Raw genomic sequence first — 26,206 nt, forward strand, 5'->3', positions numbered from 1 at the left:
CTTGAATCATTGGAAATGCCCTATCTCTTTGTTTTTTCGCATTATCCGACGCAAAACCGCTTCGCACTTTTGCTGGAAATGCTCTAATAAAAAAACCCCGCAAAAGCGGGGTTTTCTTTTGATGTGTGCAGAGATTAGCTCTTTACAGCGTTTCTGGCTTCTTCTTCGGCCATACGGCTCTGGAACATCTGCGCAAAGTCGATCGGGTCGATCATCAGTGGTGGGTAGCCACCATTGCGTGTTGCATCGGCAACGATCTGACGAGCAAACGGGAACAGCAGACGTGGGCATTCGATGAACAGCAGCGGAAGCATATGCTCCTGCGCGATGCCCTGAATGCGGAATACGCCGCCATAAGTCAGTTCTGTGTTGAACAGAACGTCCTTACCGTCGACAGCCTTGGCTTCAAGCGTCAGAACAACGTCGAAATCTGTTTCGGACAGAGGATTGGCGTTTACGTTCACATTGATGTTGATCGAAGGAGCCTTTTCGCGTGGGCGCAGCGACAGAGGCGCGCCTGGGCTTTCAAAGGAAAGATCCTTGATGTACTGGGCCAGAATGTTGAGGGACGGCTGGGCGGTTGCGCCATTGCCGTTCTTTACTTCGCCCGCAGCGGCCTTATCGCTCATTATCGGTATGCCTTCTCTTTAATGATTTATCTTGTTGCCCAAAAAGCAGTGATGCTTGGCTAGCATGTGTGCGTAGATGAGGCAAGAAACCGTTTTTAGGTTAGTATTTGCGTGATTAGTGATCTTTGCGGTCCGGATTCCACGGTGAGTTTTCGTCCGGCTTTGCTGTATAATCTTCCGGGTCCAGATCGATCACATTGTTTTCTTTAGGCCCATATGGGTTTTCTTCAGGCTCATACGGACGATAGGCTCCCGAATAGCGTGTCGATGCAGTCGCCACCACCAGTCGGTTGCGCACAAACCGGTTCCAGACGAGATCACGAATAAATGGAACGAAAAGCAGAAGTCCGATGGCGCTTGTGACAAAACCGGGAACAATGAGCATGATGGCGGCGACGACGATCATTGCTCCATGCATCATTTCGCGGTCCGGCACACGTCCTGCAGCACTTTCGGTGCGGATACGCTGCAACAGCCCGAAGCCCTGTACGCGCAGCAGGAAAAAGCCGAGCATGGCGCTGAGGATAATGAGACCAAGCGTTGCAAACACACCGATTTCGCTGCCGACGATCACAAAACCTGCAATCTCGATGAATGGCATTGCCAGTATGGCAAGGGGTGCAAGGGAAGAGGACACGTCTGTTACGACCTTATGTTGATTTGCGTTTGTAATGAAGCAAACTTCATTCGCTTGTTCTATTCATGACATACATGCAAAAATGCTTCGCATTCTTACAAAATTGAAACTCTCTATCATACAATATCAGATAGGTATGCGTGATCGGGATTTGAATGATCAGTGAAGCCGATCTATATGTATATGTAACGAAATTGACGACGTGAGACGGATTTGTAATCCCGAAACGTCCATTGGTGGCAGGCGGTATGGAATTTTTTGATTTTGGCACGATATTCTTCTTCATCGCAGCGGTGGTAATCTTTCTTCAGCTGAGGAATGTTCTTGGCCGCCGTACGGGAAATGAAAAACCGCCATTTGATCCCTATACTTCTGCACGTAATACCGATGCACAGACTGCCAGCGGCGAAACAGACAATGTCGTTTCCTGCCGCAGCGACCCGGCGAAAAGATTTCACCGCAATCGACAAGGTCGCGCCCGCCGGCACACCGGTCAATGATGGGCTCCGTGCCATTCAGGCAGCCGACCCTGCTTTTGATCCCGTAAGTTTCGTTGATGGCGTGAAGATTGCTTATGAAATGATCGTCATGTCCTTTGCTGATGGCGACCGCAAGGTTCTGAAAAACCTGCTGTCCAAGGACGTCTATGAAGGCTTCGTTTCGGCAATCGATGAACGCGAAGCACGCGGTGAAAGCACGCGTTCGACCTTTGTCGGCATTGATAAGGCGGAAATCGCCAATGCCGAAATGAAGGGCTCGGAAGCACATGTTACACTCAATATTGTGAGCCAGATGATTTCTTCCACACTCGACAAGGACGGTAATCTGGTCGAAGGCGATCAGGAGAACGTTGTCGAGATCCGCGATCTCTGGACCTTTGCGCGCGATACGCGCTCGCGCGATCCGAACTGGAAGCTTGTCGCGACCGAAGCGGAAGACTAAAGAGATCTTTTATAACAGGGCCGCGAAATTGGCGGCCCTTTCAATATCGCATTGTTACGGGTCCGGCTGTGAACCAATTGGCGAAATTTTTTCACCCGCTGGGCTATTCCGATTGCCCGGGCTGGGATCAGGACGATCAGGCGCTGGCCTTTTCGGCCTTTCGTCGTTCAGCCGATTATGCGGAACATAATCGCTATAACAGCGGCAGTCTCGGTATCACCTTTGAGATGCTGCAACCGGCTTTCGCTGCCGCCCGCTCTCTCGACAATCCCGATACGGCTCAGGCGCGGGCTTTTTTCGAAGAGCATTTTATCCCATGCCGCATCAATGCTGAAGGTTTTGTGACGGCTTTTTATGAGCCGGAGATTGAGGCGTCACGAACGCCGGATTCGCATTTCACCGTGCCTTTTCTGAAGAAGCCCGATGATCTTGTGAAGATCACCGATGAAAACCGTCCTGCGGGCATGGATGTTTCTTATGCTTTTGCGCGCAAAACAGCGGACGGTATCGAAGAATATGATGATCGCCGGTTAATTGAGCAGGGCAGCCTGAACGGGCGCGGGCTGGAGCTTGCTTATGTCGCTGATCGGGTCGATGCGTTTTTCGCCCATGTGCAGGGGGCTGCGCGGTTAAAGCTCACCGACGGCAGTTTTATGCGCATCACTTATGCCGCCAAAACCGGCCACCCTTTTACAGGCATTGGGCGTGTTCTGGTGGTGGAAGGCGAGATTTCAGCTGATGAAATCTCTATGCAAACGATCCGCCAATGGTTGAGAGATCACCCGGAAAAGGCCGATGACCTCATCTGGCAGAACCGTTCCTATATTTTCTTCCGCGAAGCACCGGTTGATGATCCGAATGTCGGGCAGATCGCAGCCGCCAAGGTTCCGCTGACGGGTGGTCGTTCCATCGCTGTGGACAGGCTGCTGCATACATTCGGGACGCCATTTTATGTCGATGCACCTAGCGTTACAGCGTTCGATAATGCCCCATTTTCGCGTCTCATGATTGCGCAGGATACCGGTACGGCGATTGTCGGCCCTGCCCGCGGTGATCTCTTTGCAGGATCGGGTGATGCAGCCGGTGAGATCGCTGGCGGGATCAAGAGTAAAGCCGATTTTTATGCGCTCGTCCCGCGCGCTCTGGTCGGGAACTGATCCATGACCGATAAGAGCCAAAAATCTGCGAAAGACTATCTTCGGCCAGAAGACCGTATTCTCTGGGAAACGGTGGCCAAAACGGCCAAGCCGCTGGCTGGCAAAAAGCCCTCTGTAGAGGAAGAGTTTCCGGATTTCAAAGCGGTGATGGCGCAGGAGGCTGATAAAAAACCTTCGCAAAAAGCGCCCGCGCCTTCCAGCGAGCCAGCGACGCCAAAAAAGAAGCTTACTTCTCTCAAGGAAATGCCGATCCATAGCTTTGATCGGCCAACGCACCGCAAGATTTCCAAGGGACGCGTGGATATCGAAGCGCGTATCGATCTGCATGGGCTTACGCAGAACGATGCCTATGAGCTGCTTTATGGCTTTTTGCTGAGCGCACATGCACGTGGGCTCAAGCATGTGATGGTGATTACCGGCAAAGGCCGCTCATTTGGCAGCGAAGGCGTGCTGAAACAGGCGGTGCCGCACTGGTTCTCGACGCCCTTGTTCCGGCTTCTGGTGAGCGCTTTTGAAGATGCGGCCCATCATCATGGCGGTCATGGCGCGCTTTACGTGCGCCTGCGCAAGCAAACGCAGAATGGAGGTCTGATCCGATGACCCCCTTTGGCAAACGCCTGCGTGAATTGCGTGAAGAGCGCAATGTGACGCAAAAGGAGATGGCTGCAGCCTTACGCGTTTCGCCTGCCTATCTTTCGGCGCTTGAGCATGGGCGACGCGGCCAGCCAACCTGGGATCTGCTGCAACGCATCATCACTTATTTCAATATTATCTGGGACGAGGCCGAGGAGCTGCAAAATCTGGCGGCGGTTTCGCATCCCCGCGTGGTGATCGACACGTCCGGTCTTTCTCCACAGGCGACAGAACTGGCCAATCTGCTTGCCCGCAACATCCGCATCATTGATCGCGAGACGATCAAGCATCTGACGGAAGAAATTGAGGCGGCACGCAAGCGCCGCCGGGGCTTTAAGCCCCTGCAACGTTAAGAGCAACATTAAGAGAAATTATACCCGCACACTTTATACCCCACTGCCAGCGAAAGTTGCTGGGGAATGGGGGTTCTCTTGATGATTGTGGTGAAGGCTGTTGCTCGTTTATCGCGGGGCTCACGGCTCCAATGACGCATCCAGGACAATCCAGACACATCTATGGTCTCGATATTCTCCGCATCATTTCAGCCCTGGCGGTTGTGTTTTACCACTTTGCATTTCGGGGTGAAGCTGCAGGGGAATTGCCTGCGCTCGACATTTCGGACTTCGTGAAGAGTATTGCCCGTTACGGCTATCTCGGCGTCAGCCTGTTCTTCATCATCAGCGGCTTCGTGATTGCATACTCCGCTGAAGGGCAGAAACCGCTCGATTTTTTAGTGTCGAGATTTGCGCGAATATATCCAACCTTCGTGATTCTCATGAGCACGACAGCTGTGGTTATATTGCTCTCGTCCAATCCGCTATTTCAGGTCAGCGCCAAGCAATATGTGGCCAATCTGTTCATCTTTTCCAAATTGTTGGGCGAACCGCTTGTTGATGGAGCATATTGGTCGATCGTGCTTGAAGTCATTTTCTATGGCTGGATTTTTATCATTATTGCACTCGGCCAATTCCGAAACCTGCTCAGGATCGTTCCATTCTGGCTGGCGCTCTCATTTTTGAATGAGTTTTATGTTGGCTCGGAGCATTTACAGAATCTGTTTATCACCGAACATAGTGGCTTCTTTGCAATGGGGATTGTGCTCAACTGGTTGAGCCGACAATTTTCTTTTTATGCGATTGCACTTTTCGGAGTGGCCACTGCCTATTCGATATACACGTCACTTGCTGCGATAGCATGGGGTGAACAGGCTTATTCCGTCACATTTTCGCCGGTGGTGATTACAATAATTATTCTGCTATCGATCATTGCATTCTTGATGTTGATGAGAATGAACATCAGTAAACGCTACTGGCGCGCCTTGAGCATTTCGGGAGGCGCTACTTACGCGCTTTACCTCATTCATCAGAATGTTGGCTATATAGCAATAACTGGTCTTCTGGGCACAATGTCACCGTTCAGTGCCATTACCCTGACAGTAATCGGGCTGATCGTGTTTTCCATTCTCTATCATGTGGTGATCGAACGGCAGCTTAATCCGAAAATAAAGAAGCGGTTGCTTGGTCTGATAAACAGGCCGAGCAGACCCGCTTCCGGGATTGCGACTTAACGATGTTTACCTGAAGCCTCTCGCTCTAAAACAGCGCCTTCAACTCATCGAGCTTGGTGTTGACCAGCCAGCCATAGTAGTTTTCCTGCGGCATCAATGGTGCCTGCCCGGATGCCTTGCGCTGGGCATTTTCATTGGCAAGTGCACGGGCGCGGGCTTCCGCACCGCCAGTATTATAAAGGGTTGCGGTCAGGCCGGGGTTTTTCGAAATGTCGAAATCGGCAATCTGGCGATAGGCTGTGATCGATTGCTTCAGCGTTGCCGCGATATATGGCAGCGTGAGATCGGGGTCCATGATGGTTTTGTAAACCACATTTCCGTTCTCGGCGTTGAGCTTCGGCAGGCCGGATACACGATTGACCATGTCGGACATCTGCAATGCGGTCAGCGGATTGATCTGACCAAGGCCGAATGTCTGTCCTGCATAGAATGGCTGGAAGAAGACGGCGCTGAAACGATTGTTCGGATAGGTCTTGCCGCTCACGGATTTTCCGCGGAACTGCTTGTTCCAGATCGTCTCACGGCAACCCCACAGCGAATAGCTGTCCTTGAACTTGAGGCACTCCGAAAACTCCGGGCGCTTCACGAACTGACCGATGCTTTCGCCATCGTAACCAAAACTCACGCCCTGGTTCACATAGGACATAGCCTTGACGTAATAGGTCTGCAGCCGGTCATAGACATCGACATTGTAGGTGTGTTCGCCAACGATTGCGCCGACAATATGGATCGGATCAATGCCGTAAGCCGAAGCGGTCGATTTGATTTTCGAGCGCAGCGAAGCGTCCTTTTTCAGAAGATTATAAATCTTGCGATACTTGGCTTCGTAAGTCGTGCTCAGCTCTTTTGTGCGCTTGGCTGAAGCACCAGGAATGGGCGGTTGTTCGTCATTGCGGTTTCCCGGCGGCACGCTAACGGCTGCAAAGGCGCTTTGGCAGGAGAAAGCGATGGCAAGGCAGATGCCTGCAATACGGTTCATTCGGCTGGTCATTGCGCGGTAACGGCCCCAATATGGTTATAGAGCGCCGTGCGCCCCAGTGGGCGCACAAAGGTCGTTCTATCAGTTCAAACTATGCAGTAGCATGTAAAAGCTGGCGCAAAATAAAAAACCCCCTCGATGAAGTCGAGGGGATTTTTGTGTTTCTGGATTATGGGACCGAAGCGTGACTTTCTGGTCACGTTCATCGCTTAAAGGATAAAGCGCGACAGGTCCGTATTCTTGGCAAGATCGCCAATGGTTTTGCGGACATAATCGCCATCCACCTTGAATGCAGAGCCGGATTTATCGGGCGCATTATAGGAAATGTCGTCCAGAACCCGTTCCATCACCGTCTGCAAGCGACGCGCACCGATATTCTCGACCGTTGAGTTGAGATCGACAGCAATATCGGCCAAAGCATCAATCGCGTCATCGGTGATATCGAGCTTCACTTCTTCCGTCGCCATCAGGGCAATATATTGCTTGATCAGGCTCACTTCGGTTTCAGTGAGAATCCGGCGGAAATCTTCACGTGTCAGCGCGTTCAATTCCACACGGATCGGCAAGCGGCCCTGAAGCTCCGGCAGAAGGTCGGAAGGCTTGGAAACGTGGAAAGCACCTGATGCGATGAACAGGATATGATCGGTTTTCACCGGGCCATATTTGGTCGCAACGGTCGTGCCTTCAACGAGCGGCAGCAGATCGCGCTGTACGCCTTCGCGTGATACGCCTGCTCCCATCCCGCCTTCGCGCGAAGCGATCTTGTCGATTTCGTCCAGGAAAACGATACCGTCATTTTCGGTCGAACGCAGGGCTTCCTGAATGAGCTGATCCTGATCGAGAAGCTTGTCGGATTCGTCATTGATCAGGATCGCATAGGATTCCTTGACCGTGGTCTTGCGCGTCTTGGTGCGCCCGCCCATGGCCTTGCCGAAAATATCGCCGATATTGATCATGCCGATATTGGCACCGGGCATGCCGGGGATTTCGAAATTCTGACCAGCACCCGTATCGGCAACTTCGATTTCGATTTCCTTGTCGTCCAGCTCGCCTTCACGCAGCTTCTTGCGGAAGCTTTCGCGGGTGGCGGGGCTTGCGGTCTTGCCGACAAGGCCGTCGAGCACGCGTTCCTCGGCATTGATATGTGCCTTGGCCTTCACCTCGTCGCGCTTCTTTTCACGCACGAGACCGATGGCCGCTTCCACCAGATCACGGATGATCTGTTCGACGTCGCGGCCAACATAGCCCACTTCGGTAAACTTGGTGGCCTCAACCTTGATGAAAGGCGCGCCTGCAAGCTTGGCCAGACGACGGGAGATTTCCGTCTTGCCAACGCCGGTTGGTCCGATCATCAGAATGTTTTTTGGCATGACCTCTTCGCGCATCTGGCCTTCCAGCTGCTGGCGACGCCAGCGATTGCGCAGAGCGATGGCCACGGCGCGCTTGGCGTCGTTCTGGCCGATGATGAAGCGGTCAAGCTCGGAGACGATTTCACGGGGAGAAAAATTACTCATGATTATAACCCGGTTTGCCACTGCTTGATGAACTCGAACGGATGCAGCAGCATGATCACGTTGAGCGTAAGGTTGTCGCGGATGATAATCAGCGCAAGAACTTCGAAGAACAGCGCTAGAGCGACGGTGATTTTTGTTGGCAGTTTTGCAGCAAGCAAAAAGCCGATCAGGGCGGCAATGGTATCGGCAATCGAATTCACGATACTGTCGCCGAAATAATCCACTGAGGACGTATTGGCGCGATAGCGTTCGATGATGAAATTCGAGTTTTCGACCAGTTCCCAGACGGCTTCAACGCCGACTGCCATGGCAAGTCTCAAGCCCAGCGGAGCCTTTGGCGCGATGACTGTCAGAAGCCAGTAGAACAGAAATCCATGAATGATGTGCGAGAGCGTATACCAGTCGGATATATGCTGCGAGTTTTCGGTCATCAGCGAACCGGACCATAATTTTATGGTGCCGCATTCGCACATGGGAATCCGTCCGTCGATATAAAGCCAGGAGGCTTGTATAGCGAGAATGGCAAGGACGATCAGAGCACCTAAGCCCCAACGTTGTGTTTTGGAAGTTGAGGCTTGCGCTATTGAGCTCATTCGGCGTCGAGGCTTTCAACAAGAATGCTGTGATTGGTGTAGATGCAGATATCGGCTGCAATCTCCATCGCCTTGCGGGCAATTTCCTCGGCATCCTTATCGGTATCGATCAGCGCGCGGGCTGCGGCCAGCGCGTAATTGCCGCCTGACCCGATGGCCATGACGCCATGTTCGGGTTCAAGCACGTCGCCAGTGCCAGTGAGTGCCAGCGTCACCTTGCTGTCGGCAACGAGCATCATGGCTTCCAGCTTGCGCAGATAACGGTCGGTGCGCCAGTCCTTGGCGAGCTCGACGGAGGCGCGCATCAGCTGGTCCGGATATTGTTCAAGCTTGGCTTCAAGGCGCTCGAGCAGCGTGAAGGCATCTGCAGTCGCACCGGCGAAACCGGCAATGACATTGCCTTTGCCGATGCGGCGCACTTTGCGCGCATTGCCCTTCATGACGGTGTTGCCGAGCGAAACCTGCCCGTCACCGGCGATCACCACCTTGCCGCCCTTGCGAACGGTAACGATGGTCGTGCCGTAAATTGTCGTGGGATTATGTTCGATCATGGATCACTCCTTTGGCGGCCTATACGCTTCCATCTGGCAAACGCATAAGCCCCTGATGTGGGCGAAGCTCGGTTTGTCGGCTCTAGAGCTAACTGAATCGGGTTTCGTTGTGAATATTTAAGAACCGTCTGGCAAAATGCAAATGGCTGACAGCGCATTCCAAAAAGTGTGAAACGGTTTTTGGATAAAATGCGCTGCTGGGAAAAGCGCATTCCAAAAAGTGTGAAACGGTTTTTGGGTAAAATGCGCTGCTGGGAAAAGCGCATTCCAAAAAGTGTGAAACGGTTTTTGGGTAAAATGCGCTGCTGGGAAAAGCGCATTCCAAAAAGTGTGAAACGGTTTTTGGGTAAAATGCGCGCAAACAAAAAGTCAGATTATTGGGAGCAGTTCTAAAAGCATTGGCAAAAGCGGTCAGCTGTTCTAGAACGCGAAAAGATTTCAACTGAGGAAATGCAATGACGGCTGAAAGCGCCCGCAAAGCAAGCATCGAACGTTCAACGAAAGAAACGAGCATTGCCGTTTCGGTCGATCTGGACGGCAACGGCAAGTTCGACATTACAACAGGTGTCGGCTTCTTCGATCATATGCTGGAGCAGCTTTCCCGACATTCGCTCATCGACATGCGTGTGATGGCCAAGGGTGACCTGCATATCGATGATCACCACACTGTGGAAGATACCGGCATTGCGCTCGGTCAGGCTGTTGCAAAAGCGCTTGGTGAGCGTCGCGGCATCGTGCGCTATGCGTCGATGGATCTGGCTATGGACGACACGCTGACGGGTGCGGCGATTGATGTTTCGGGCCGTGCCTTTCTGGTCTGGAACGTGAATTTCACGACTGCCAAAATCGGCACCTTCGATACTGAACTGGTGCGCGAGTTCTTCCAGGCATTTGCGATGAATGCAGGCATTACGCTGCATATCAACAATCACTATGGTGCCAACAATCACCATATTGCAGAGTCGATCTTCAAGGCCGTGGCCCGGGTTCTGCGCACAGCGCTCGAAACCGATCCGCGCCAGAAGGATGCAATTCCATCGACCAAGGGGTCGCTGAAGGGGTAAACCAATGGCGCAATTCGTCGTTCTCGAACCAGCCGGAACTCAGAGTTCCGAAAAAGCGGTTTTCGTGCGCGACGGATTCTACACATTGGCGCTGATCCTGCCGGTAGTCTGGCTTTTGTTGCAACGGCTTTGGTTTGAAGCCATTGCCGTTCTCGGTGTGACGATCCTGCTGGGTGTGGCAGGTAGTGCATTGGACATTTCCAATGCTGTGCCGCTAATCACGTTGCTGTTTTCGCTGTTTGTGGCGCTGGAAGGCGCCAACTGGAAGATCGCGAAACTCAAACGTCAGGGCTATGCCGAAAAAGCAGTTGTTGATGCTTCCGATCTGGAAGAAGCGGAGATCCGCTACTTCTACAGTCTCGAAGAAGCGGCAAAGCCAGCGACATTCCTTGCCGAGGCGCCAGCTCCTGAATGGGCGCAGCAGGCGCCTCGTCCCACCTATTCCTCATTTGGCTCGACGATCGGATTTGTCGGTCATCGCGGAGAAAACTGAAAATGCGTGTTGCAATTATCGACTATGGTTCCGGCAATCTTCGCTCGGCCACCAAGGCCTTTGAGCGTGCCGCCCATGAGAGCGGTGTGAAAGCTGAAATCGAATTGACTGCGGATGCCGATCGCGTGGCGAGCGCGGATCGCATTGTGCTACCGGGCGTTGGCGCTTATGCCGATTGCCGTCGCGGCCTTCATGCGGTTTCTGGCATGGTGGAAGCACTGGAAGATGTGGTTCTGAAAAAAGCCCATCCTTTCCTTGGCATCTGCGTGGGCATGCAGCTCATGTCGGAACGCGGCCTTGAAAAGCAAGTGACAGAAGGCCTTGGCTGGATCGAAGGCGATGTGCGTGAAATGACGCCGACCGACCCGACGCTCAAGATTCCGCAGATTGGCTGGAACAGGATTCACGTGAAACATTCGCATCCTGTCTTTGACGGAATCGCTACCGGCGAGAACGGCTTGCATGCCTATTTCGTGCATTCCTATATGTTCGACGCGAAGAACAAAGCGGACGTTCTGGCCGTCACCGATTACGGCGGCGATGTCACCGCAACGGTCGGTCGCGACAACATGATCGGCACGCAGTTCCATCCTGAAAAGAGCCAGCTGCTTGGCCTTTCGCTCATTGCTAATTTCCTGAAATGGAAGCCTTGAAGATATGATCCTTTTTCCCGCCATCGATTTGAAAGACGGTCAATGCGTGCGCCTGAAGCTTGGCGACATGGATCAGGCGACCGTTTACAATGAAGACCCCGCAGCACAGGCCAAAGCTTTTGAGGATCAGGGCTTTGAATGGCTGCATGTGGTCGATCTCAACGGTGCTTTGCTGGCGAAAGCGTCAACGGCAAGGCTGTTGAAGCCATTCTGAAAGCGACCAAAAATCCGGTTCAGCTTGGCGGCGGTATCCGCACGCTTGCCCATATCGAAAGCTGGCTTTCCAAAGGTCTGCGCCGCGTGATCCTAGGCACTGTTGCCGTGCGCGATCCGGCGCTGGTGATTGAAGCCTGTAAGGAGTTTCCGGGACAGGTTGCAGTCGGCATTGATGCCAAGGGCGGCTATGTCGCTGTTGAAGGCTGGGCTGAGGCTTCCGAGCTTGGCGTGGTGGAACTCGCGAAAAAATTTGAAGGTGCGGGTGTAGCCGCCATCATCTACACCGACATTGATCGCGATGGCGTTTTGGCTGGTATCAACTGGGATTCGACACTTGGCCTCGCGGACAGCGTTTCCATTCCGGTGATTGCATCGGGCGGCCTCGCCTCGATGGATGACATTAAGCGTCTTGCCGCACCTGATGCCCGAAAGCTCGAAGGTGCGATTTCCGGTCGTGCGCTTTATGACGGTCGCATCGATCCCGCAGAAGCTTTATCCCTGTTGAGGGCCGCAGCATGACACTTAAAGCACGCGTCATTCCCTGCCTTGACGTTAAAGACGGTCGCGTCGTTAAAGGCGTGAACTTTGTCGATCTGATTGATGCCGGTGATCCGGTGGAAGCAGCGCGTGCCTATGATGCGGCAGGCGCAGACGAATTGTGCTTCCTCGACATCACGGCGTCTTCGGACAATCGCGAGACAATTTTCGATGTCATCGCCCGTACAGCGGAACAGTGCTTCATGCCGTTGACTGTCGGCGGTGGCGTGCGTCAGGTCGCTGACATTCGCAAGCTGCTGCTGGCCGGTGCCGATAAGGTTTCGATCAATACGGCTGCGGTGAAGAACCCGGAATTTGTCGCGGAAGCCGCCGACAAGTTTGGCGATCAGTGCATCGTTGTGGCCATCGACGCCAAGAAGGTTTCAGGAGCTGGCGAGAGCGACCGCTGGGAAATCTTTACCCATGGTGGACGCCAGACGACTGGCATTGATGCGGTGGAATTTGCGCAGAAGGTGGTGAGCCTTGGTGCGGGTGAAATCCTGCTGACCTCGATGGATCGTGATGGCACCAAGGCGGGTTACGATGTGGCCCTGACGCGCGCTGTTGCTGACAGCGTGCGCGTTCCGGTGATCGCATCGGGTGGCGTTGGCAATCTCGATCACATGGTCGACGGTATCCGCGAAGGTCATGCAACGGCAGTTCTTGCAGCATCGATCTTTCACTTCGGCACCTATACGATTGGCGAAGCCAAGCGCTACATGGCCGAAGCTGGCATTCCGATGCGGCTTGATCCGGTCCGTTAAAGAGCAAGATTTAAGGAAATCCTATGACTGAGTTCACACTTTCCGACCTTGAACGCATCGTTGCGGAACGTGCAACTTCGACGGATGGATCGTCCTATACAGCTAGTCTCTTTGCCAAGGGCCAGACGCGGGCCGCCAAAAAGCTTGGTGAAGAAGCCGTCGAAACGGTGATTGCCGCAGTTAGCGGTGATCGCGCGGAAGTGGTCACGGAAAGCGCTGATCTGCTTTATCATCTGCTGGTGGTTCTCAAGATTGCTGATGTGCCGCTTGATGAAGTTCTTGCAGAGTTGCAACGCCGCACGGCGCAGACTGGCCTTGAGGAAAAGGCCGGTCGTCCGAAAGCGTAAAGCATGTCTCCAAAAAGTGGGAACCGGTTTTTGGATAAAGACATGCGTGAGAATAAGTGATCAGAGCATTTTCTCTGCTTTAAAATGGAAATGCTCTGAATGCAGATCAAACAAGATATACGTGAATTGGCGTTGAGGGAGAGCAGCGACAATATGTGGGAAAAAGTGGACCAGCTAACGCCGTCGCGTTACTCGCCTTACCGTTTCTTTTCGGCGGAAGAGTGGGCAGGCTTTCGTGCTGATACGCCCCTTACCCTGACTTACGAAGAAGTCAAACGGCTGCGCTCGCTGGGCGATCCGATTGATCTGGATGAGGTGCGGCGCATTTATCTGTCGCTGTCCCGCCTGCTCTATGCGCATGTGGAAGCCAGCCAGCTTCTGTTCCGCCAGCGCCAGCAGTTCCTCAATATGGAGGAAAGCTTCAAGACGCCCTTCATCATCGGTGTTGCAGGTTCGGTGGCGGTAGGCAAATCCACGACTGCGCGTATTCTGAAAGAATTGCTTGCCCGCTGGCCTTCAAGCCCGAAGGTCGATCTGGTGACGACGGATGGTTTCCTCTATCCCAATGCGGTTCTGCGCGATCAGAATATGATGGAGCGCAAGGGCTTTCCTGAAAGCTATGATGTTGGTGCGGTCTTGCGCTTTTTGTCGGCGATCAAGGCAGGCATGAGCCAGGTGCAGGCACCGCTTTATTCGCATTTAAGCTACGACGTGCTGCCCGGCGAATATCAGATTGTCGATAAGCCCGACATTCTGATCTTTGAAGGCATCAATGTGCTGCAGGTGCGTGATCTGCCGGAAGACGGCAAGATGGTGCCCTTCGTGTCCGACTTCTTCGACTTCTCTATCTATATCGATGCGGAGCCGGAGCTGATCCACAAATGGTATATCGACCGCTTCATGCGGCTGCGTGAGACGGCTTTCGTTAATCCGCAGTCGTTCTTCCATCGCTATTCGCAGCTTTCAGAAGATGCTGCCCGTTCCATTGGCGAAGGCCTTTGGAATAATATCAACATGAAGAACCTGCGTGAGAACATTCTTCCAACCCGCCCCCGCGCCGATATCATCCTGCGCAAAGGCAGTGATCATCTGATCGAAGAAGTGGCACTCAGAAAGATATGAAATGAAAAAGGCCGGTTTTACACCGGCCTTTTCTTTGTGTCTTTAGCCTTACAGCGGCGGAATGCGCAGCACCTGACCCGGATAGATTTTGTCCGGATGCGTTAGCATCGGTTTGTTGGCTTCAAAGATGATGTCGTTCTTTGCGCCCTTGCCTTTGCCATACTGGGCTTCGGCGATTTTCCAGAGATTGTCGCCCTTCTTGACCGTATAGAAGACAGGCTCAGCACCCGTCGTTCCGGCACCATCGACTTTCAGTTCCGAGGCTTCCACCTTGGAAACACCAAGCGAGTTGCCGACAGCGATGATCGCTTTTTCCAAAGCTGACTGATCCTTCACGTTACCGGTCAGAACAGCCTTGTCGCCCTGAACGCTAACCTGCACACCATCGGTGCCGAGATTATGCGAGTCGAGTTCTTTCTTGAGATCATCAGCTTTGGGCTCATTTTCACCGAAACCAAGCTTGGTTCCGACCGACTTCACGAAATCGAAAATTCCCATCGGGCAAGTCTCCCTGTTGTTGCTAACTTATTGCTGCATGCAATCAAATATCAGAACCAGAGATGAGCCAGCGCTTCTTGTGGCCAATCAATGGGGAACAAACTACAGCCCCTTTCAAATTGGTCAAGGCAGGAATTTCCGGAAATTGCTCAATAGGTACGGACACTTAATTAGCAAAGCCGTTGGAAAAGCCCTGTCCTACCGTCCAAGATTGGTACGGGCGAGTTCAACGATTTCATCGCCACGTCCGCTGATGATGGCTTTGAGCATATAAAGGCTGAAGCCCTTGGCTTGCTCCGCCTTGATCTTTGGCGGCATCACAAGCTCCTGCTTGGCCGTCACCACATCAACCAGAACCGGACCGTCATGGGCAAAGGCTTGCTTCAAAGCATTCGGCAAATCAGCGGATTCTTCCACGCGAAAACCCTTGATGCCGATGGCTTCCGCCATTGCTGCAAAATTCGGATTGTCGAGATCGGTCCCGGAGGTCAGATAGCCGCCGGCCTTCATTTCCATGGCGACGAAACCCAGTGAACCATTGTTATAGACAATGATCTTGGCTGGCAGATTAAGCTGCTTGAGCGACAAGAAATCGCCCATCATCATGGTGAAACCACCATCGCCTGAAAGCGAGACGACCTGTCGATCAGGCGCTGTAGCCTTTGCACCAAGTGCCTGAAGCATCGCATTGGCCATTGAGCCATGATTGAACGACCCAAGCAGGCGGCGCTTGCCATTCATGGTGAGATAGCGTGCAGCCCAGACAGTCGGCGTGCCGACATCAGCGGTGAAGATTGCATTGTCATCAGCTATCTCGTCGATAAGACGTGTGAGATATTGCGGATGGATCGGCTGACCGGGCTTTGACGGTTGCGCCAGATCGTCCAGCGCTTCACGCGCCTTGGTGTAATGGGTCTTGGCGGCATCGAGAAATTTCGTGTTGCGGCCCGATTTAAGCTTCGGCAGCAGGGCTGTGATCGTTTCAGACACGTCACCCGTTGCGCCAAAAGTCAGCGGTGCGCGGCGACCAAGCTGCGAAGGATCATTGTCGATCTGAACGATTTTGGCCTTGTCGGGATAGAAGTTGCGATAAGGGAAACTGGTGCCGAGCATCAGCAGCGTGTCGCAGTTGAGCATGGCGTGATAGCCGGACGAAAAGCCGATCAGGCCGGTCATGCCCACATCGAAGGGGTTGTCCCATTCGACATGTTCCTTTGCCGCGCAGCGCATGAACAACTGGTGCTTCAAGCCGTTTAGCCAGTGAGACCACTGCATCATGCGCACCGGCACAGCCACTGCCTGCCAGAATGGTGATCTTCTCAGACCCATTGAGAATGTCTGCGAGTTTCGCAACGTCTTGATCGGCAGGGATCACACGCGGAAGCGAGACCGGTGTCCAGTTTTGCTTTGAACCTTCAGGCGCCTGCTTGAGCGCGACATCACCCGGAATGACAATCACCGCCACACCGCGTTTGCCGATGGCCGCACGCATGGCACGGTTCAGCACTTCGGGCATCTGCGCAGGATTGGAAACCAGCTCGACAAAATGGCTGCATTCGCGGAAGAGTTCCTGCGGATGGGTTTCCTGAAAATAATCAAGGCCAATTTCCGATGAGGGAATGTGTGCTGCAATGGCCAGCACCGGCTCGTGATTGCGATGGCAGTCGAACAGACCATTGATGAGGTGAAGATTGCCGGGACCACAGCTTCCCGCACAAACGGCCAGTTCGCTGGTGATGGCTGCTTCTGCACCCGCGGCAAAGGCTGCGGTTTCCTCGTGACGGACATGCATCCAGTCGATTTTGCCAAGTCGTCTGAGGCTGTCATTCAGTCCGTTGAGGCTGTCGCCCGTAACACCCCAGATACGCTTAACACCCGCTTCGGCCAAGGTTTGAGCCAGAAGATCCGCAACAGTCATGCCCATGATTTCCACCTTTCACAATCCTGAAGGATAACCTAGGGCGCGGGCAGATGTGGGAAGTCGTCAAACGGCATCATTTGATGCCGTTTGCAACAGAGTGTTTATTGTGTGCAATCGCGGATAAAGCGCGCGAGATAAGCGTCAAATTCTGCTGGTGCTTCGCGGAATGGCGCATGACCTGCATTGTCGATAACGTGGGTTTTACCTTCCCACAGATTGCCGAATTTCACTTTCGACACGAAATCGAGTTCAACAAAAGGCTCGTCACGGCCATTGACGACCGCGATAGGGAGTTGTGCTTCCGCTACGATGTCGCGCTGGTTGCCGCCGGTGCCAGAGCCAAATTTTTCAAACATGATGCGGCGTGCGCGTCCGTCGGTGCGTGCAACGATATCGAGAAGCGATGCCTCGAATGGTTCGCCGCAGGTGCTGCGAGCGTAGGATTCCACATCGCGTTCCCAAAGATTTCCTGTCCGGCGAGTGCCATATCAGGACCGCTCTTGAACCCTGCCCTACTTCTTCGCGCGCGACAGGCGGCGTCCCAGTGATCATCAGGCCCCGCATTTCAGGATAACGGGCAATCATCTCGATGCCGATATGTCCGCCGAGCGACCAGCCGAAAACGACAGCATCGGCAATCCCGAGCTTTTGCATGACTTCCGTCATCGCGTCCGCATAGCCTTCCATCGAATAGCTGCGGTCGGGGTCGATGGCATCGGATGATTTGCCATGGCCCGGAAGATCAGGCGCGATCACACGCCACTTCTTGCCGATTTCTTCTTCGAGCTGCGGCGCAAAAATGGCACCCGAACTTGAATTGCCATGGATCATCAGGAGGGGTGCGCCCTCGCCTGAACTTTCACGCACCGCAATGCGGCCATGGCTGGTTTCAAGTTCGTGATAATTGATTGTCATGTCGTCTGTTCCCACAGTCTGGAGATTTTAATCGTAAGAAACCTTGCCGCGGCCCTTCTTGATATCCGATCGCCCGGACTTGGCCTTAAGGCGGCGTTCGATCGAGCCTTTTGTCGGCTTGGTTTTCCTGCGCGGCGGTGGCGGTGGTTCAGCCGCCTTGGCGATCAGCGCAATCATCCGCTCACGTGCATCTTCGCGGTTGCGTTCCTGTGTGCGGAAGCGATTGGCCTCGATCAGAATGTCCCCATCCTTGGTGCCCTTCTGACCGGCAAGCTTGAAAAGACGGGAAAGCACATCTTCCGGCAGGCCGGATTGGCTGGCGTGAAAACGCAGCTGGACAGCGGTGGAAACCTTGTTGACGTTCTGACCGCCGGGACCGGATGAGCGAATAAAGCTCTCCTCCAGATCATCCTCGTGGATGGTCAGGCGGTTGGTGATGCGGATGATGTTGCGGCTTTCTTCCATGATGCGAAGTGATACACCGCTTTTTTGTCCATTAGACAAAAGAAAAACCCGACCTTTCGGCCGGGCTTCTCCTCCTCCTCAGGATGTTTAATGCACGCCTTCCAAAAGTGGGAACTGGTCTTTGGGAGACATGCGCAGAAAAAGCTATTCTGCAGCGATCTGGGTTGCCGGTGCGGCATCCTTCACATCGTGATCGACATGGCTTTCGAACTTCTCGAAATTGTTCACGAACATATCGACAAGTTTTTTGGCCTGTGCATCGTATGCGGCCTTGTCGGCCCAGGTCGAACGCGGATCGAGAATGGAAGCGTCCACGCCCGGCACTTCAACCGGAACGGCAAAGCCGAAATTCGGATCGGTGCGGAATTCCGCATTGTTGAGTGAGCCGTCGAGAGCTGCAGACAAAAGCGCACGCGTCGCCTTGATCGGCATACGCTTGCCAGTGCCATAAGCGCCGCCGGTCCAGCCGGTATTGACCAGCCAGCAATCGACCTTGTGCTCTGCGATCAGCTTGCGCAAGAGATTGCCGTATTCGGACGGATGACGCGGCATGAACGGTGCGCCAAAGCAGGTCGAAAACGTTGCTTCCGGTTCGGTCACGCCTTTTTCCGTACCCGCGACCTTGGCGGTGTAACCCGACAGGAAGTGGTACATGGCCTGTGCAGGTGTCAGCTTGGAGGCATCACGCCGAAAGCGTCAGCGGTGAGCATGATGATGTTTTTCGGCTGACCGCCCTTGCCCGATGCAGATGCGTTCGGAATGAAGTCAAGCGGATAGGCGCAGCGGGTGTTTTCCGTGAGCGAACCATCGTCGAAATCTGGTTGGCGGTTTGCATCCAGCACGACATTTTCCAGAACAGTGCCGAAGCGCTGTGTGGTGGCGAAGATTTCAGGTTCGGCTTCTGCCGAAAGACGGATGGTCTTGGCATAGCAGCCGCCTTCGAAATTGAAGATGCCATGTTCGCCCCAGCCATGCTCATCGTCACCGATCAGTGTGCGGCTTGGATCTGCAGAAAGCGTGGTCTTGCCGGTGCCGGACAGGCCAAAGAATACAGCCGTATCGCCGTTGGGGCCTTCATTGGCCGAACAATGCATCGGCATGACGCCCTTGGCTGGCAGAAGATAGTTGAGTGCGGTGAAGACCGACTTCTTCATTTCGCCAGCATAGGACGTGCCGCCGATCAAAACGATCTTGCGGGTGAGATCAACTGCGATGACAGTTTCGGTGCGCACACCATATCGTGCAGGATCAGCCTTGAAGGAAGGCAGATCGATAATGGTCATTTCAGGCAGGTAAGACGCAAGGGCTGCTTCTTCCGGACGGATCAACAGGTTGCGGATGAACAGCGAGTGCCATGCATATTCGGTGACAACGCGCGCATTGATCTTGTTGTCTTTATCAGCGCCGCCGATGAGATCCTGTACGAAAAGCTCCTTGCCTTTCGCATGCTCGATGAAATCGGCATAGAGAAGCTCGAAAGCTTCCGGCGTCATGGGCTTGTTGTTGTCCCACCAGACCTGATCTTCGGTGTTTACATCGCGAACGACGAACTTGTCTTTTGGCGAACGGCCCGTGTGCTGGCCAGTGCGCGCAACAAGTGCACCCTGCGCGGAAAGCTCTGCTTCGCCACGGCGAATTGTCTCTTCATAAAGCCGTGCCGGTCCAAAATTATAAAAGACTGCGGACAGTTCCTTCAATCCTGAAGTGGCAATGGAAGCGGCAGTATTGTGAATGCCGATCTCTTTCATGGTCTCTCCGCCATCTGGTTCAAAAATTTGTTGTCCCGATTTCATTTTAAATCCGGGATGGCAGTCAGAAACAGATTAATTAAATCAAATCAAATATTTAATCGATTTAAAAAAATTGAAACTTTTTTAAATCGTTTAATCTTTGCGTTATTCCGTGTATTTCCAGTCTGGAACAATTCTCGATTGCGTTAAGCGGCAAAAACGTTTCGCTTTGGGGCATCGATGGCAAGTTGAGCCGTTGCCACATTTTGTACCTAATTTGTACTGCACAAGCGGGACGACTATTATAGTATTGATTTGTCAGACAGCTGGACCAACGCTCCAGTGAGTTGACAAAGAGGGTTTAAAGTCGAGACGCCAGAAGGCGTTCGGTAATTTCTGCCGCTGATGTAATCGGGGCGGTTAAAAAAGGAGAAGGTCCGCATGAAGGAAGCTTCGGCAACGCAGACAATTGCGCTGGTCGACGATGACCGCAACATTCTGACCTCCGTTTCCATTGCTCTGGAGTCGGAAGGCTATCGCGTAGAGACCTATACCGATGGGGCTTCCGCATTGGATGGCCTGATGGCGCGTCCACCGAACCTTGCGATCTTTGATATCAAGATGCCGCGTATGGACGGTATGGAATTGCTGCGCCGCCTGCGCCAGAAATCCGATCTTCCGGTCATCTTTCTGACGTCCAAGGACGATGAGATCGACGAATTGTTCGGTCTCAAGATGGGGCCGACGATTTCATCACCAAGCCGTTCTCGCAGCGCCTTCTTGTTGAGCGTGTGAAGGCTGTTCTGCGCCGTGTTGCTGCGCGCGACGGCACTGCAAAGCCGACCGGTCAGCAGGCCAAGTCGCTGGAACGCGGCCAGCTGGTCATGGATCAGGAACGCCATACCTGCACCTGGAAAGGTGAGCCGGTAACGCTCACTGTCACAGAATTCCTCATCCTTCATTCGCTTGCACAACGCCCGGGTGTTGTGAAAAGCCGTGACGCGCTGATGGATGCGGCTTATGATGAGCAGGTCTATGTGGATGATCGAACCATCGACAGCCACATCAAGCGTCTGCGCAAGAAGTTCAAGTCGGTTGATGACGACTTCGAGATGATCGAAACGCTCTATGGCGTCGGTTATCGCTTCCGCGAAGCGTGAAATAAAGTTATGAGAGCATGTCTCCCAAAAGTGGAAGCCGGTTTTGGGATAAAGACATGTGCAAAAACAAAGAATTAAAGCGTGTCGTATGAATATGATAAAACACGACACGCTTTAAATCGCCGGGCTTTCAGAGGCCCGGTGATGCTCAATAAGAAGGCTAGATCGAAGCGACATGGTCGCCGAAACCCGGAAAGACAGTGCCGTTACCATGAGAGAGCGTAGGGCGCGGCGGCAACGCTCGCTTTTCCTGCGTCGTCTTTTTGCGCCTTTCAGCCGGTTTCTCGGTCAGTTTCTGTTCTCCAGTCTGACACGCCGCATATTGTTTCTCAATCTTGCAGCCCTTGCCGTGCTGGTTTCCGGCATTCTCTATATGAATCAGTTCCGCGAGGGTCTGATTGATGCCAAGATCGAAAGTCTGCTCACACAGGGCAAGATCATCGCTGCTGCGATTTCCTCTTCCGCCACGGTCGACACCAATTCGCTGATGATCGATCCGGAAAAGCTTCTGGAGCTTCAGGCAGGGCAGAGCATCACGCCATCACCTGATTCGCCTGATAACTGGGAATTTCCGATCAATCCGGAAAAAGTATCACCGCTCTTGCGCCAGTTGATTTCACCGACCAGCACGCGCGCGCATTTACGATCATTATGCGAATCTCCTGCTCGATTCCCGCTCGCTTTACGCGCCAGCTTTCGCTTCTGGCGGTCCGGTATTCCGCTATGATCTGCCAGCAATCGAAGAAGATACGCCAAGTGTCTGGGAGCGTTTCACAGGCTGGTTTTCCCGTCTATTCTATGGCGGCGGTCTGCCGCTTTATCAGGAGCAGCCAGGCGGCAATGGTCTGGCCTATCAGGAAATCGTTCGCGCACTGACCGGCTCGCCGCAAACGGCACAGCGCCGTAACCAGCAAGGGGAGCTGGTGGTGTCGGTCGCCGTACCAATCCAGCAATCGCGTGCCATTCTGGGTGTCCTCCTGCTTTCGACTGAAGGTGACGACATCGACAAGATCGTGCAGGGCGAGCGCATGGCCGTTTTCCGCGTGTTCGGTGTTGTTGCTGCTGTCATGGTGATCCTGTCGCTGTTTCTGGCGTCCACCATTGCAAGCCCGCTGAGAAAGCTGGCTGCAGCAGCAGACCGCGTGCGTCTTGGTGTGAAAAGCCGCGAGGAAATCCCGGATTTCTCTGAACGCCAGGACGAGGTTGGCCATTTGTCGACCTCTATCCGTGCGATGACCGATGCGCTTTATACCCGCATCGAGGCGATTGAGAGTTTCGCGGCTGACGTGAGTCACGAGCTGAAAAACCCCCTCACCTCGCTGCGAAGCGCGGTTGAAACCTTGCCGCTTGCCAAGAATGATGATTCGCGCAAACGCCTGCTCGACGTCATTCAGCACGATGTCCGCCGCCTCGACCGCCTGATTACCGATATTTCGGATGCTTCGCGACTGGATGCGGAACTGGCACGCGAGCATTCTGATCGCGTTGATATGAAGACGCTGCTGAACGGTCTGGTGGCTGCCGCGCGCGAAGTGCGCCGAAACAAGGTTGGCACCGAGATCGTGTTTAATACCGGCAAATTGCCGTCCGGCAAAAGGTTTCTTCGTTGCCGGTCATGATTTGCGTCTTGGACAGGTCATCAGCAATCTTATCGAAAACGCACGCTCCTTCGTCCCCGATGATACAGGGCGTATCGTTGTCACGCTGAGCGGCGAAGGCAGCCGTTTGCGGGTGCTTGTCGAAGATAATGGGCCCGGCATTCCGATCGAAAATATCGAGCGCATCTTTGAGCGTTTCTATACAGACCGCCCGGCTTCTGAGGCTTTTGGCCAGAATTCCGGCCTTGGTCTTCGATCAGCCGCCAGATTATCGAGGCGCATGGCGGAACGCTGACCGCAGAAAATATCATCGATCCAGCCATACCCGATCACAGGCCAGATCATATGAAAGGCGCGCGCTTCATCGTCGATCTTCCGGCCAGCGCGTGATTCCGACATGACACCCGAAGAGGAAAAAAGCGGCCTTCATGCGACGACTGTGCAATTGCAGGGTCGTGGTGTCATGCTAATGGGCAAGTCCGGCGCAGGTAAGACCGAACTGGCCCTCACCCTTGTCGAACGTGCGATTGTTCGCAATGAGCAGGCTTGTCTTGTCGCCGACGACCGCACTTTATTGCATGTGGAAAGCGGTAAGCTGATTGCGAGTGTTCCGCAAACCTTGGCCGGAGGTGTCGAAATTCGTGGCGCGGGCCTTTTCACTGTTGCTTATGTGGAACAGACGCCACTCGATCTCGTGGTCAAATTGGTCGACCGTGATGGGGCCGAACGCTATCCGAGTGATGAAAAATGGCATTTCGAAGGTGTTGAAGTTCCGCGCCTGCTGCTCCCTGCCCTTTCATCGAATGGCGATTCCAACGCGCTTTCGCGGGCTATAGAGGCTACTTTGTTTTCTAAACCCTGGCCCTGAGGCCAGTGCCGGTGTTTTTTGCAAGCCGTGTTCAAAAAGCGTGCTTAACGCTGCGGCATTTTGCTTTTTTCAAGGCAATGCCGAAATTTTTCACTTGCTATCAAGATTTGCCCTGCCAAGATGCACAACTCGTCGGTTAAGGACCGGCAGGGTTTTAGTGCCATCTGCGCCTTTGGCGGGTTAAAGCGGCGGGCACGCGACAGGAGCTTTTAAAGTATGATCGGACTCGTGCTTGTTACGCACGGAAGGCTGGCCGAGGAGTTTCTCCATGCTGTTGAGCATGTAGTTGGCCCGCAAGACAATTTCGAGACCGTATGTATCGGTGCGGAAGATGACATGGAACAGCGTCGTCGGGATATCGTCGATGCTGTCGAGCGCGCCGATAGCGGCAGAGGTGTCATTGTTCTGACGGATATGTTTGGCGGCACGCCGTCCAATCTGGCGATTTCGGTGATGGAGGAAGGCAAGATCGAGGTCATTGCAGGTGTGAACCTGCCGATGCTGATCAAGCTTTCGAGCGTTCGCATTGCTGGCGACATTAAGACGGCGTTGCGTGAAGCGCAGGATGCCGGACGCAAATATATCAACGTCGCAAGCCAGGTTCTCACAGGAAAGTAATCATGCATCCCACCGTGGCCGTTACTGGCGAATACGATGCCGATAGCGCTTTGTCGCGGTCCTTTGAGATCGTCAACAAGCGCGGGCTTCATGCCCGCGCTTCGGCCAAGTTCGTGCAGCTTGTGGACAGTTATGATGCCCATGTTCGTGTTAGCAAGGACGGTATGACGGTGGGCGGCACATCCATCATGGGCCTCATGATGCTGGCAGCCTCACCCGGCTGCTGTATCGATGTCCGTGCATCCGGCGAACAGGCCGATGCCGTTCTCGATGCGCTTCAGGCGCTTATCGCCGATAAATTCGGCGAGGAATGCTGAGTCTCCACGCGTTCTGCCGCTTCGCAATCAATTGATATAGACACATAAAGATTTCTTTATGTTGCGTTGTGCTGTGCGTGCTGATCTGCTAATCAGAACGCCAGCCGAAGCCCTTTTGTCATTATTTTGTTCGGGGCTTCAAAATCAATTTGATTGGAGCAGATGATGACCGCAAGTCAGGATTTTGTCGTCAAGGATATGAGCCTCGCTGACTGGGGCCGTAAGGAACTCGATATTGCTGAAACCGAAATGCCGGGCCTGATGGCTGCGCGCGAAGAGTTTGGCAAATCACAGCCACTCAAGGGCGCACGCATTTCTGGCTCGCTGCATATGACAATCCAGACAGCTGTCCTGATCGAGACGCTGAAGGCTCTGGGTGCCGATGTGCGCTGGGCATCGTGCAATATTTTCTCGACGCAGGATCATGCTGCGGCAGCAATTGCAGCAACCGGCACGCCGGTTTTCGCCATCAAGGGCGAAACGCTAGAAGAATACTGGACCTATACCGACAAGATCTTCCAGTGGTCGGATGGTCAGCCGTCCAACATGATCCTCGATGATGGTGGCGATGCCACCATGTACATCCTGATCGGCGCACGCGCTGAAGCTGGCGAAGACGTTCTTTCCAAGCCTGAAAGCGAAGAAGAAGAAGTTCTGTTCGCACAGATCAAGAAGCGTATGGCTGAAACGCCAGGTTTCTTCACCAAACAGCGCGATGCGATCAAGGGTGTGACCGAAGAAACCACCACGGGCGTCAACCGTCTTTACCAGCTGCAGAAGAAGGGTCTCCTGCCCTTCCCGGCAATCAACGTCAATGATAGCGTCACCAAGTCGAAGTTCGACAACAAGTATGGCTGCAAGGAATCGCTGGTTGACGGCATCCGTCGCGGCACCGACGTCATGATGGCTGGCAAGGTCGCCGTCGTTTGCGGTTATGGCGATGTTGGCAAAGGCTCTGCAGCATCGCTCGCAGGCGCAGGCGCTCGCGTCAAGGTCACGGAAGTTGATCCAATCTGCGCGCTTCAGGCTGCAATGGACGGCTTTGAAGTCGTAACGCTCGATGATGCCGCTTCGACCGCCGATATCGTGATCTCGACGACCGGCAACAAGGACGTCATCACGCTTGACCATATGCGCAAGCTGAAGGATATGGCCATTGTTGGCAATATCGGTCACTTCGACAATGAAATTCAGGTTGCAGGTCTTCGTAATCTCAAGTGGACCAATGTGAAGCCACAGGTCGATCTGGTTGAATTCCCGGATGGCAAGCGCATCATCCTGCTTTCGGAGGGTCGTCTGCTCAATCTTGGCAATGCAACGGGCCATCCAAGCTTCGTTATGTCAGCGTCCTTCACCAATCAGGTGCTGGGTCAGATCGAACTCTTTACGCGCACTGACGCGTATAAGAATGAAGTCTATGTCCTGCCAAAGCACCTCGACGAGAAGGTTGCGCGTCTGCATCTCGACAAGCTCGGCGCAAAGCTGACTGTGCTTTCTGAGGAACAGGCCGCATATATCGGCGTAACGCCACAAGGCCCATTCAAGTCGGAACACTACAGGTATTAATTACCCGTTAACCATACTGCTACATCTTGTAGGTCGGGCATCTTTACGTTGCCCGGCCTTTATTTTTGCGTGCAACACGCTTCACGCGGATTCACGGTGAGGGTATTGTGAAGACGAATCAATGTGTTTTGACGGGTGTTTGCGTTGGGCGT

The 26,206-nt window shown here is 53.6% G+C and carries 23 protein-coding genes and 7 pseudogenes; 19 read left to right on the plus strand and 11 right to left on the minus strand.

Translation table 11 applies throughout. From position 1 onward, the window contains the following. Positions 1 to 134: 134 nt before the first annotated feature. A complete protein-coding gene (gene secB / locus C9380_RS00235) occupies positions 135 to 629 on the minus strand; it encodes a protein-export chaperone SecB (RefSeq protein ID WP_024898450.1) in 495 nt (164 codons plus the stop codon). Between the two features lie 115 nt (positions 630 to 744). Continuing rightward, positions 745 to 1,266: an FxsA family protein gene (locus C9380_RS00240; protein WP_100558410.1), complete on the minus strand. Its 522-nt coding sequence runs from the start codon at positions 1,264 to 1,266 to the stop codon at positions 745 to 747. Between the two features lie 248 nt (positions 1,267 to 1,514). Between C9380_RS00240 and C9380_RS00245 the strand changes: the two are divergent. The 5 genes and pseudogenes from C9380_RS00245 (at position 1,515) to C9380_RS00265 (ending at position 5,565) form a co-directional block, all read left to right on the plus strand. Then, positions 1,515 to 2,208: pseudogene (locus C9380_RS00245) on the plus strand (Tim44/TimA family putative adaptor protein). A gap of 68 nt (positions 2,209 to 2,276) precedes the next feature. After that, positions 2,277 to 3,365 (plus strand): murein transglycosylase A, encoded by a 1,089-nt coding sequence (gene mltA / locus C9380_RS00250; protein ID WP_111785603.1) that lies wholly within the window; start codon positions 2,277 to 2,279, stop codon positions 3,363 to 3,365. A gap of 3 nt (positions 3,366 to 3,368) precedes the next feature. After that, complete coding sequence (locus C9380_RS00255) at positions 3,369 to 3,965, plus strand: Smr/MutS family protein (RefSeq protein ID WP_128092754.1); 597 nt, start codon at positions 3,369 to 3,371, stop codon at positions 3,963 to 3,965. After that, positions 3,962 to 4,351 carry a helix-turn-helix domain-containing protein gene (locus C9380_RS00260; RefSeq protein WP_024898445.1) on the plus strand — a complete coding sequence of 130 codons (390 nt, stop codon included), beginning with the start codon at positions 3,962 to 3,964 and terminating at the stop codon, positions 4,349 to 4,351. The genes C9380_RS00255 and C9380_RS00260 overlap by 4 nt, the downstream gene beginning before the upstream one ends. Positions 4,352 to 4,482: 131 nt before the next feature. Further along, the gene (locus C9380_RS00265; RefSeq protein WP_128092755.1) at positions 4,483 to 5,565 is read left to right on the plus strand and encodes an acyltransferase family protein; all 1,083 of its coding nucleotides are present in this window, start codon (positions 4,483 to 4,485) and stop codon (positions 5,563 to 5,565) included. A gap of 25 nt (positions 5,566 to 5,590) precedes the next feature. Here the strand turns inward: C9380_RS00265 and C9380_RS00270 are convergent, their stop codons facing one another. The 4 genes from C9380_RS00270 to hslV all read right to left on the minus strand — a co-directional run bounded on the left by C9380_RS00270 (position 5,591) and on the right by hslV (position 9,202). Beyond that, positions 5,591 to 6,556 carry a DUF1402 family protein gene (locus tag C9380_RS00270; protein WP_024898443.1) on the minus strand — a complete coding sequence of 322 codons (966 nt, stop codon included), beginning with the start codon at positions 6,554 to 6,556 and terminating at the stop codon, positions 5,591 to 5,593. 197 nt (positions 6,557 to 6,753) lie between these two features. Further along, complete coding sequence (gene hslU, locus C9380_RS00275; protein WP_094540892.1) at positions 6,754 to 8,058, minus strand: ATP-dependent protease ATPase subunit HslU; 1,305 nt, start codon at positions 8,056 to 8,058, stop codon at positions 6,754 to 6,756. Between the two features lie 2 nt (positions 8,059 to 8,060). Continuing rightward, entirely contained in the window at positions 8,061 to 8,651 is a 591-nt protein-coding gene (locus tag C9380_RS00280) for a DUF2585 domain-containing protein (protein WP_094540893.1), read from the minus strand. After that, a complete protein-coding gene (gene hslV, locus C9380_RS00285; protein WP_024898440.1) occupies positions 8,648 to 9,202 on the minus strand; it encodes an ATP-dependent protease subunit HslV in 555 nt (184 codons plus the stop codon). The genes C9380_RS00280 and hslV overlap by 4 nt, the downstream gene beginning before the upstream one ends. 180 nt (positions 9,203 to 9,382) lie before the next feature. On the opposite strand from hslV, the gene C9380_RS00290 reads away from it, so the two are divergent. The 8 genes and pseudogenes from C9380_RS00290 to coaA all read left to right on the plus strand — a co-directional run bounded on the left by C9380_RS00290 (position 9,383) and on the right by coaA (position 14,398). Further along, positions 9,383 to 9,595, plus strand: coding sequence for a hypothetical protein (locus tag C9380_RS00290; protein WP_128092756.1), 213 nt, complete (start codon positions 9,383 to 9,385; stop codon positions 9,593 to 9,595). Positions 9,596 to 9,657: 62 nt separating this feature from the next. Next, positions 9,658 to 10,266 carry an imidazoleglycerol-phosphate dehydratase HisB gene (hisB, locus tag C9380_RS00295; protein WP_094540894.1) on the plus strand — a complete coding sequence of 203 codons (609 nt, stop codon included), beginning with the start codon at positions 9,658 to 9,660 and terminating at the stop codon, positions 10,264 to 10,266. Between the two features lie 4 nt (positions 10,267 to 10,270). After that, positions 10,271 to 10,759 (plus strand): DUF2628 domain-containing protein, encoded by a 489-nt coding sequence (locus tag C9380_RS00300; protein WP_128092757.1) that lies wholly within the window; start codon positions 10,271 to 10,273, stop codon positions 10,757 to 10,759. Between the two features lie 2 nt (positions 10,760 to 10,761). Next, positions 10,762 to 11,412 (plus strand): imidazole glycerol phosphate synthase subunit HisH, encoded by a 651-nt coding sequence (gene hisH, locus C9380_RS00305; protein ID WP_128092758.1) that lies wholly within the window; start codon positions 10,762 to 10,764, stop codon positions 11,410 to 11,412. 4 nt (positions 11,413 to 11,416) lie between these two features. Further along, positions 11,417 to 12,147: pseudogene (gene hisA, locus C9380_RS00310) on the plus strand (1-(5-phosphoribosyl)-5-[(5-phosphoribosylamino)methylideneamino]imidazole-4-carboxamide isomerase). Continuing rightward, complete coding sequence (gene hisF, locus C9380_RS00315) at positions 12,144 to 12,929, plus strand: imidazole glycerol phosphate synthase subunit HisF (RefSeq protein WP_105705585.1); 786 nt, start codon at positions 12,144 to 12,146, stop codon at positions 12,927 to 12,929. Before hisA ends, hisF begins: the two are co-directional and overlap by 4 nt. Positions 12,930 to 12,952: 23 nt before the next feature. Then, positions 12,953 to 13,276, plus strand: a complete 324-nt coding sequence (locus C9380_RS00320; protein ID WP_024898434.1) for a phosphoribosyl-ATP diphosphatase — start codon at positions 12,953 to 12,955, stop codon at positions 13,274 to 13,276. A gap of 153 nt (positions 13,277 to 13,429) precedes the next feature. Continuing rightward, on the plus strand, positions 13,430 to 14,398 hold the full coding sequence (gene coaA / locus C9380_RS00325) for a type I pantothenate kinase (protein ID WP_024898433.1): 969 nt from the start codon (positions 13,430 to 13,432) through the stop codon (positions 14,396 to 14,398). Between the two features lie 48 nt (positions 14,399 to 14,446). Here coaA and lysM read toward each other — a convergent pair whose 3' ends face one another. The 5 genes and pseudogenes from lysM to C9380_RS00350 form a co-directional block, all read right to left on the minus strand. Then, positions 14,447 to 14,896, minus strand: a complete 450-nt coding sequence (gene lysM, locus C9380_RS00330; RefSeq protein ID WP_128092759.1) for a peptidoglycan-binding protein LysM — start codon at positions 14,894 to 14,896, stop codon at positions 14,447 to 14,449. A 198-nt stretch (positions 14,897 to 15,094) separates the two neighbouring features. Continuing rightward, positions 15,095 to 16,820: pseudogene (gene poxB / locus C9380_RS00335) on the minus strand (ubiquinone-dependent pyruvate dehydrogenase). Between the two features lie 98 nt (positions 16,821 to 16,918). Next, positions 16,919 to 17,732: pseudogene (locus C9380_RS00340) on the minus strand (alpha/beta fold hydrolase). Positions 17,733 to 17,759: 27 nt separating this feature from the next. After that, positions 17,760 to 18,197, minus strand: coding sequence for an alternative ribosome rescue aminoacyl-tRNA hydrolase ArfB (gene arfB, locus C9380_RS00345; protein ID WP_024898429.1), 438 nt, complete (start codon positions 18,195 to 18,197; stop codon positions 17,760 to 17,762). A gap of 144 nt (positions 18,198 to 18,341) precedes the next feature. Continuing rightward, a pseudogene (locus C9380_RS00350) lies at positions 18,342 to 19,945 on the minus strand (phosphoenolpyruvate carboxykinase). Between the two features lie 423 nt (positions 19,946 to 20,368). On the opposite strand from C9380_RS00350, the pseudogene C9380_RS00355 reads away from it, so the two are divergent. The 6 genes and pseudogenes from C9380_RS00355 (at position 20,369) to ahcY (ending at position 26,054) form a co-directional block, all read left to right on the plus strand. Continuing rightward, positions 20,369 to 21,087 (plus strand): annotated as a pseudogene (locus C9380_RS00355) (response regulator transcription factor). Positions 21,088 to 21,262: 175 nt separating this feature from the next. After that, positions 21,263 to 23,075, plus strand: a pseudogene (locus C9380_RS00360) (sensor histidine kinase). A gap of 7 nt (positions 23,076 to 23,082) precedes the next feature. Then, positions 23,083 to 23,553, plus strand: coding sequence for an HPr kinase/phosphorylase (locus tag C9380_RS00365; protein ID WP_024898425.1), 471 nt, complete (start codon positions 23,083 to 23,085; stop codon positions 23,551 to 23,553). A gap of 216 nt (positions 23,554 to 23,769) precedes the next feature. After that, positions 23,770 to 24,171: a PTS sugar transporter subunit IIA gene (locus C9380_RS00370; protein ID WP_024898424.1), complete on the plus strand. Its 402-nt coding sequence runs from the start codon at positions 23,770 to 23,772 to the stop codon at positions 24,169 to 24,171. 2 nt (positions 24,172 to 24,173) lie between these two features. Beyond that, positions 24,174 to 24,488, plus strand: coding sequence for an HPr family phosphocarrier protein (locus tag C9380_RS00375; protein WP_024898423.1), 315 nt, complete (start codon positions 24,174 to 24,176; stop codon positions 24,486 to 24,488). Positions 24,489 to 24,653: 165 nt separating this feature from the next. Beyond that, complete coding sequence (gene ahcY, locus C9380_RS00380) at positions 24,654 to 26,054, plus strand: adenosylhomocysteinase (RefSeq protein WP_024898422.1); 1,401 nt, start codon at positions 24,654 to 24,656, stop codon at positions 26,052 to 26,054. The last annotated feature ends 152 nt before the right edge of the window (positions 26,055 to 26,206 follow it).

This window comes from Brucella pituitosa, from assembly GCF_003049685.1.
Lineage (GTDB): Bacteria > Pseudomonadota > Alphaproteobacteria > Rhizobiales > Rhizobiaceae > Brucella > Brucella pituitosa.